Here is a 7,566-nt window from a genome sequence, read left to right as displayed (position 1 = left end):
ATCTGATATATATTGGCCTTACCCAGTTTTTACTGCAATACTGTGTGGTAGAACCGGTGTTACGCAGCTCTGGTGAGGAACCATCACTGCCCGTTCCACAATTTGTATTATTGAGCCTGTCTACCATACTGGTGGCGGCTGCCGGCTATATTATCAACGACTATTTTGATATTAATATTGACATTGTCAATAAGCCGGAGAAAATGGTGCTCGACAAAATTATCAGCCGGCGCTGGGCTATGGCCTGGCATACCCTGCTGAATATGGCCGGCGTATCACTGGGTTTTATGGTAGCCTTTAAAACAGGGCAGTTTTACCTTGGGTTCACCCAGGTGATTTGCTCGCTGCTCCTGTGGTTTTATTCCACTTCTTTTAAACGGCAGGTACTCATCGGCAATGTGGTGATTTCGCTGTTAACCGCGCTGGCGGTAGTGGTGGTAGGATTCTACGAGAAACAGATCTATCATAGCTTTGAAGCGATTATGTCTGCCACCGGCAGAAAACTGATACAGATCATTGGCGTATATGCGTTGTTTGCCTTCCTGATTTCTATGGTCAGGGAAGTGGTAAAGGACCTGGAAGATATGATGGGCGACAGCAAAGATGGTTGCCGTACCCTACCTATTGTATGGGGTGTACTGGCTGCCAAACGTTTATGCAATATGCTGCTGCTGGCGTTGGCCATCATTATCCTGGCAGTGGAAATCAGGGTGTGGGTAATGGGCTGGTATATCGCCATCGGTTATCTGCTCGTATTTGTACAGCTACCTTGCCTGTATATCTATCTGCAACTAAAAAAAGCCAGTCTGCCGGAACATTATCATAAAGTGAGTTCCCTCGTAAAGGTGGTGATGCTGACAGGCATTTTATCCATGATATTTTTTAAAATTTACTTATAGAGATGTATAAAGGAGAACCCGTAATTCTGGCATCGCAGTCGCCCCGCAGAAAGCAGTTGCTGGAGCAGGCCGGCATTCCTTTCCAGGTGAAGGTGGTGGAAACAGCAGAAACATTTCCGCCGGAACTGGCCATACCGGATATCCCGGTACATATTGCCCGTCAGAAGGCAGCGGCGGTGAGGGACTTATGTGCGCCCACGGATATTATAGTGGCCGCAGATACGGTGGTAGTACTGGACAATAACATCATTGGCAAGCCAAAAGACCGGGAAGATGCGATCGGTATTCTTACCCGCCTCAGTGGACGTGAGCATCGTGTAGTCACTGGCGTTATTATACAGCAGGGCACAAAGGAAGTGGCTTTTTCCAAAACTACTTCTGTGCATTTTAAGCCGTTGAATGTAGCGCAGATCACTTATTATGTAGATCATTTCAAACCCTATGATAAAGCAGGCGCTTATGCCATTCAGGAATGGATTGGCGCTGTAGGAATAGACAGTATTAATGGTTGCTTCTACAATGTAATGGGATTACCTGTTAGCAGAGTGGTGGAAGAACTAAGCGGATTTTAGTCTTGTTCAGGATTATACTGATGTTGATGATTCCCGGGATTTTATTTTTGATTCTAAAGATTCTAAAGATTGAAAAAGATTAGAGAAGGTATTAGCGAATATCCGCTTATATCTTCTCTAATCTTTTTTAATCCAATAAAAATAAAATCTTGAAAATCATCAACATCAGTATAATCCTGAACAAGACTAAAAATCGCTAAAAACAAGAACGGCGCTGGGAACAGCGCCGTTTTAATGATTGGTTTTTGCTTATTACATTTCTTTATTCCAATACAAGAACATTTACATCTTTATTTTTCAGCCAGCCGGCTTCTCTCAGTTTCTGTAAGTTAATAGTACCTACCACATAACGCCATTCAGTAGATTCATATTTCTCAGAGATGTTGAAGAACTCTGCCAGATCTACCTGATCGGGTGTTTTGTAGCGCAGGTATACTTTCAGATTTACATCATTGGTAAAGCTGGGCTGATTATTTTGTTTAATCTTTTTATACTCGTAGCGGTAGTTGTACACCAATGCGGAGATATCGGACAGTACAGCACTACCGGTAGCGGTACCGCCGGCGCCTTTACCTACAAAGAATTGTTTGTCGGTGAACGCACTTTCCAGCAGGATACCATTGTATTCATTGTATACATCGTACAGCAGGTTGTGTTCTTTGATCAGGTGCGGGAGTACGTATGAGAATACGTGTCCGTTCTGACGGCGGCACTGTGCAATCAGTTTGATGGTACAATTTCTTTGTTTGGCAAATTGTATATCAAAATCGTTCAGGTGATGAATACCGAAATTGAATACTTCTTCCGGTTTTACGAAAGTACCAAAGGCATGGAGCAGGAGGATCACGATTTTAAATTTCGGATCATATCCTTCAATGTCGAGGGTAGGGTCAGTTTCGGCAAAACCCAGGTCCTGCGCTTGTTGCAGGGCGGTAGCGAAGCTGAGATTTTCTTCAAATATTTTTGTGAGAATATAATTCGTTGATCCGTTACAGATACCTTCTACGGCATTCAGCAGGTCATTGTCATAATATTCTTCCAGGTTGCGGATAATGGGAATACTGGCGCAACTGGACGCTTCATACAGGAATGGTACTTTGTTTTCTGCCTGCAATTGGTATAGTGCGGGCAGGTTTTCAGCGATCATGCGTTTGCTGGCGCTTACTACCGCTTTGCCGTTGCGGAGAGCAGTGCTCACAATTTCAAAGGCTGCTTCTGTTTCATTGATCAGTTCAACTACTACGTCAATGGTAGGATCTTCAAGAATTTCGTTTTTATCGGTAGTAAAATAACTGCTATCGATAGGTCTTGATTTGTTAGGGTCTTTAATACAGATTTTTTTGATCCGTGCATTAATACCTTTCGTTCTGTTCAAAACTTCATAGAGTCCTTGTCCTACGACACCGAATCCGAAAATACCTAAATTGATGGTCTTGTTTTCCATACTTTTTTTTGAGCTTTCCGCCTTTGGCAGTTAGTCTTTCGCCGTTCGGAATTGATCAGGTTCTGAGCGGCAGAAAGTGGTGGTAACCGCCAAAGGCTATTGTAAAACAGTAATTTGCTTGCCGGCCGGATGATTTAATTTATCCAGCGCCTGTTTCAGGTCGTTGATCAGGTCATCGGCATCTTCAATGCCTACTGATAAACGGATACAGGAGTCCTGTAAACCTGTTTTTTTCCGGAATTCTTCCGGTATGTTACGATGCGTCATGGTGGCCGGATGGGCCAGCATACTTTTCACGCCGCCGAAACTTTCTGCCAGTTTAAATAGTTTGGTAGCGTTGACGATGCGGATCGCATTTTTGATATTGTCGCTTTTCAGGGAAAAGCTCACCAGTCCACCGTAAGCTTTCTGTTGTTTACGGGCAATATGATGATTCTTATGAGTAGCCAGTCCTGGATAATATACCTTATCGATAGCCGGGTGAGCGGCCAGCCAGTTGGCGATCGCGCTGGCATTGCTGCATTGCTTTTCCAGGCGCAGGTATAATGTTTCAATACCGCGGATGGTGAGCCATGCATCAAACGGACTAAGAATGCTACCGGAAATATTTTGATTATAACGGATCTGGTCTGCCAGTACTTTGCTGTTGGCCACTACCAGTCCGGCGATCACATCACAGTGACCGGAAAGATATTTGGATGCGCTGTGGATAACGATATCGGCGCCCAGTGTTAATGGTTGCTGCAGTAAAGGTGTACTGAAGGTATTGTCTACTACCAGCAGGATATTATGTTGTTTGGCAATTTTGCTGATAGATTTAATATCAGAGATGCGCAATGTTGGATTGGTAGGGGATTCCAGCCAGATGATTTTTGTATTGGGCGTAATGGCGGCCAGTACTTTATCGATGTTGCTGGTATCTACGAAATTAACTTTGATACCAAAGCGTTCAAACATGTGGTTAAATATCTGGAAGATGCCACCGTAGGTGTCTTCCACCGCCATGATTTCATCGCCGGTCTTTAACAGCTTCAGCACCGCATCTATAGCCGACATACCACTGGCAAACGCAAATCCGGCAAACCCTTCTTCCAGGTTGCAGATCAGGTCTTCCAGCACTTTTCTCGTGGGATTGTTTGCCCTCGAAAACTCAAAGCCTTTATTAATGCCAGGTGATTCCTGCACAAAGGTGGATGTTTGATAGATAGGCACGGAAATGGCGCCTGTCAGTTCGTCTACCGGAATGCTATGAATCAGTTGTGTAGCTGTTTTCATGTTATAAATTATTTTTAATGATGTTCAATGTGCACAATTATCTGCTGCAACTTTATCATTAAAGATCAACTTAAACAACAACAAATCCATGAAAGGTGAGACGGGAGGGCATAAAAAAAGCTCTCCCATGGTGTTGGAAGAGCTCCTTTAGAAAGTTATATATATCTGTGAAGTATTATCTCTGCCAACTTATCTTTCCCCGATTTACACCGGGGCAGGAATTAGCACCTTTTTCCTGATCGTAAAAATCAGGAAAGGTTGCTAAGGCATCGCAGGGCCAAGTCCCTCCGCCTTTCTGGATAAGTGATGTGTAAGAACTGGCGCAAAGGTAATGTCACTTTCATCAGATTTCCAAATTGAATCCATAATTTATTTATTAAACGATGTTTTATTACCTTTAACTGATATTATTTTATACCCAACCCATGTCTTTATGTTTGTTAACCCGCTGCTCTCTGAGGAGCTATTCCAGCACATCTGGGCGTTCCGGCTATTTAAGCAGGATCACCTGGCCACTACCAGTGGCGAACCCGTTCAAATCTTATATCCCGGACTACATAACCATCACGGCGGACCTGATTTTTCGGCGGCAAAAATCAGGATTGGCGCCACTTTATGGGTAGGACAGGTAGAATTACACCTGCGGACTTCCGATTGGTTCCGGCATGGGCATCAGCATAATATGCAGTATGGGCGTATTATTCTGCATGTAGTGTTTGTACATGATATGCCTGCGGACCGTATTCCCGGCGTGGCTTGTCTGGAGCTACAGCAGTATATTCCCAAATTGTTGCTGCAGCGTTACGAGCAGCTGCGGCAGCTGGCGCCTTTTGTTCCCTGCGCGCCACATGTGGCCATGGTGCCGCAACTGACCTGGCTTAGCTGGAAAGAGCGGCTGCTGGCCGAACGCTGGGAACGCAAAATGACCGCTTTACGTGCCTGGCTGCAAAGTAATCAGTACAACTGGGAAGAAGTTTGTTACTGGGCGGTGGCGCAGAGTTACGGCATGCCCGTCAATGCCCTGCCGCTGCTGCAGGTAGCACAATCGCTCCCGCAGGTAATCCTGATGCGGCACCGGCATCAGGGCATGCAGCTGGAGGCGCTGTTATTCGGACAGGCCGGTATGCTGGAAGCGCCGCATGCCGACGTATATGCGTTACAGCTACAGGAAATTTATTTCCACCTGCGCCACAAATACAAGCTTTTACCGATGGCGCCACATACCTGGAACTGGCTGCGGATGCGCCCTGCGGCCTTTCCCACCATGCGGCTGGCTACTTTTGCGGCATTGCTGCAGCACAGCACCCACCTGTTTTCCAGGATACTGGAGGCGACGGAGGTATCGGCGCTGGAACAGCTGTTTTTCGTACAGCCGTCGGCGTACTGGCATACCCATTACCGGTTCGGGCAGCCGGTGCGTAACACCCACCGTCCTGGCAAACAGGCCGTACACGGCATTCTGATCAATACAGTACTGCCGCTGCTGTTCCTGTACGGGCAGCAAAAGAACCTTAAATATTACCAGGAGAAAGCCCTGCATTTCCTGCAGCAGCTGCCGCCGGAAAAAAACAGTATCATCAATAGCTGGGCGGAGTTGGGGGTAACGCACGAAAGTGCGATGGAATCACAGGCGCTGTTACAACTGAAACAGTACTACTGCGATGAAAAGAAGTGTTTGCATTGTGCCATTGGGGTGAAAATCCTGAGTGGGATATAAGCGGAGGGGATCGCCTTCGGCGATTGTCTTTTTCAGGATTATACTGATTTTGATGATTCTGATGATTTTTTTTAAAAGATTAGGGAAGAGGAAAGCGAATATCAACTTTCTTTTTCCCTAATCTTTTAAAATCAAAAAGTAAAATCCTGAAAATCCTGAAAATCAGTATAATCCTGAAAAAGACAATCGCCGAAGGCGATCCCCTCTGCGCGAACCTTACCAGTTAAACGTTACATCCTGCACCATGTCCGGATGTACACTTTTAGCTACCGGGCAGTTGTGCGCAGCTCTTTCGAGTATAGTTCTTTCCTTTTCGCCCAGGTTATGGCCGGCAGGGAAGTCGAATACGATGGTAACGCCGGTAATGCGGCGGGGTTCTGTGCCCATGGTTTTCAGGACACTTACTTTGGTGCCTTCAATGGCCCAATTGCTTTCCATGGCTTTGATGCCCATAATAGAGAGCATGCAGGAGCCCAGTGCTGTGGCCACCAGGTCGGTAGGAGAAAATCTTTCTCCTTTCCCTTTGTTATCCACAGGTGCGTCTGTTTCAATCACAGTGCCTGACCGCAAATGTGTGGCAGTGGTGCGTAATTCCCCGTTATAGATGATAGATGCCGTGTCCATATTGTTTCTTTTTATGATCTAACCGTAAAATTAAATGTATTTTCAGGATAACTGCAACATGGAGAGTGGGAGCGCTGTTAAACTAAAAAAAAATTAGCTACGTTTGTAATATATACATAACAATACCTTTGTTCAAGCGTTTATTTATTATAATAATAGCCCACTGTGAAAAAAATATACTCAATCCTGTTTTTGGCAATGATATCCGGCGGCTTGTTTGCGCAAACAACAACTACTACCACTACCACGCAACAAAGCAAGAAAAGCGAAAAGGAACAGCGTAAGCTGAAAAAGATCTCTATTTTCCGTGAACAGGAAGAGGGGGAGAATGTGTTCCAGCGCGATTTTTCGGTGGGAGGCAGGATCACAACCGATGGCTGGGGTGGTTTTGTGGAAATGGGGTACCGCAAGAGCAGAAAAAAAGTCAATTATTTCCAATTTGAGTTTAGCGAGAAGAAAAGTGATAAAGAAGTAAAGAAAAGCGGCCAGGGCTATTCCTTTACCCAGCGCCCATTTATATATGGTAAGCGGAATAATTTTTATCAGGCCAAGCTGGGCGTGGGACAGCGTTATCTGCTGGGCGGCAAAGCCAATAAAAACGGAGTAGAAGTAGACTTTATCTACTATGGTGGCTTATCTCTGGGATTGCTGAAGCCTTATTACCTGAACATGGTGACAGCCAGCGGAGAAAGTGAGGATGTAAAATTTGATCCTTCCAATCCGGAAGCTTTCCTGAAAACGGGCGATATCAATGGCGCCGGTGGTTTTGGAAAAGGCTGGGGTGATCTCAGCGTGGTACCGGGTGTACATGCCAAACTGGGCATGCGCTTCGACTGGGCCCACTTTAACGAGGTGGTAAGCGCCCTGGAAGTAGGGGTTAATGCGGAGATGTATACTAAAAAGATCCCAATTATGGTAGTGTCGGAAGGGGTGGACTATAATAAACAGTTCTTTTTCGGCGGATATGTGAGCCTCCAATTCGGGAAGCGCTGGAATAAGAGATAAGTGTTAACTTTGCTTTTCTAAAGAAAGGAA

7 protein-coding genes and 1 riboswitch are annotated in these 7,566 nt (G+C 45.4%); of the genes, 4 read left to right on the top strand and 3 right to left on the bottom strand.

What is annotated here, in order from left to right:
* Positions 1-899: geranylgeranylglycerol-phosphate geranylgeranyltransferase (locus VIP81_RS01190; protein WP_331956648.1), on the top strand; the 899-nt coding region annotated here is incomplete at its 5' end.
* Positions 900-901: 2 nt separating this feature from the next.
* Complete coding sequence (locus tag VIP81_RS01185) at positions 902-1,471, top strand: Maf family protein (protein ID WP_331956647.1); 570 nt, start codon at positions 902-904, stop codon at positions 1,469-1,471.
* A 262-nt stretch (positions 1,472-1,733) separates the two neighbouring features.
* On the opposite strand, the gene VIP81_RS01180 is transcribed toward VIP81_RS01185, so the two are convergent.
* Both VIP81_RS01180 and VIP81_RS01175 read right to left on the bottom strand, forming a co-directional pair.
* On the bottom strand, positions 1,734-2,915 hold the full coding sequence (locus tag VIP81_RS01180) for a homoserine dehydrogenase (RefSeq protein WP_331956646.1): 1,182 nt from the start codon (positions 2,913-2,915) through the stop codon (positions 1,734-1,736).
* Positions 2,916-3,011: 96 nt separating this feature from the next.
* Complete coding sequence (locus tag VIP81_RS01175; RefSeq protein WP_331956645.1) at positions 3,012-4,190, bottom strand: PLP-dependent aspartate aminotransferase family protein; 1,179 nt, start codon at positions 4,188-4,190, stop codon at positions 3,012-3,014.
* A gap of 186 nt (positions 4,191-4,376) precedes the next feature.
* Positions 4,377-4,496, bottom strand: a riboswitch (SAM riboswitch).
* Positions 4,497-4,623: 127 nt separating this feature from the next.
* Between VIP81_RS01175 and VIP81_RS01170 the strand changes: the two genes are divergently transcribed.
* Positions 4,624-5,907 carry a DUF2851 family protein gene (locus tag VIP81_RS01170; RefSeq protein WP_331956644.1) on the top strand — a complete coding sequence of 428 codons (1,284 nt, stop codon included), beginning with the start codon at positions 4,624-4,626 and terminating at the stop codon, positions 5,905-5,907.
* Between the two features lie 216 nt (positions 5,908-6,123).
* On the opposite strand, the gene VIP81_RS01165 is transcribed toward VIP81_RS01170, so the two are convergent.
* Positions 6,124-6,531: an OsmC family protein gene (locus tag VIP81_RS01165; RefSeq protein ID WP_331956643.1), complete on the bottom strand. Its 408-nt coding sequence runs from the start codon at positions 6,529-6,531 to the stop codon at positions 6,124-6,126.
* A gap of 165 nt (positions 6,532-6,696) precedes the next feature.
* On the opposite strand from VIP81_RS01165, the gene VIP81_RS01160 reads away from it, so the two are divergent.
* On the top strand, positions 6,697-7,536 hold the full coding sequence (locus tag VIP81_RS01160; RefSeq protein WP_331956642.1) for a hypothetical protein: 840 nt from the start codon (positions 6,697-6,699) through the stop codon (positions 7,534-7,536).
* Positions 7,537-7,566 lie beyond the last annotated feature (30 nt).

This window comes from Chitinophaga sp. (assembly GCF_036566945.1).
Taxonomy (GTDB): Bacteria; Bacteroidota; Bacteroidia; order Chitinophagales; family Chitinophagaceae; genus Chitinophaga.
The sequence above is the reverse complement of the archived record's forward strand: the minus strand, read 5'-3'. Positions and strand labels throughout refer to the sequence as shown.

Coding starts and splice junctions, on each gene's coding strand:
- VIP81_RS01175 (WP_331956645.1), bottom strand. CDS start 4,190: ATGAAAACAGCTACACAACTGATTCATAGCATTCCGGTAGACGAACTG.
- VIP81_RS01165 (WP_331956643.1), bottom strand. CDS start 6,531: ATGGACACGGCATCTATCATCTATAACGGGGAATTACGCACCACTGCC.
- VIP81_RS01185 (WP_331956647.1), top strand. CDS start 902: ATGTATAAAGGAGAACCCGTAATTCTGGCATCGCAGTCGCCCCGCAGA.
- VIP81_RS01180 (WP_331956646.1), bottom strand. CDS start 2,915: ATGGAAAACAAGACCATCAATTTAGGTATTTTCGGATTCGGTGTCGTA.
- VIP81_RS01170 (WP_331956644.1), top strand. CDS start 4,624: ATGTTTGTTAACCCGCTGCTCTCTGAGGAGCTATTCCAGCACATCTGG.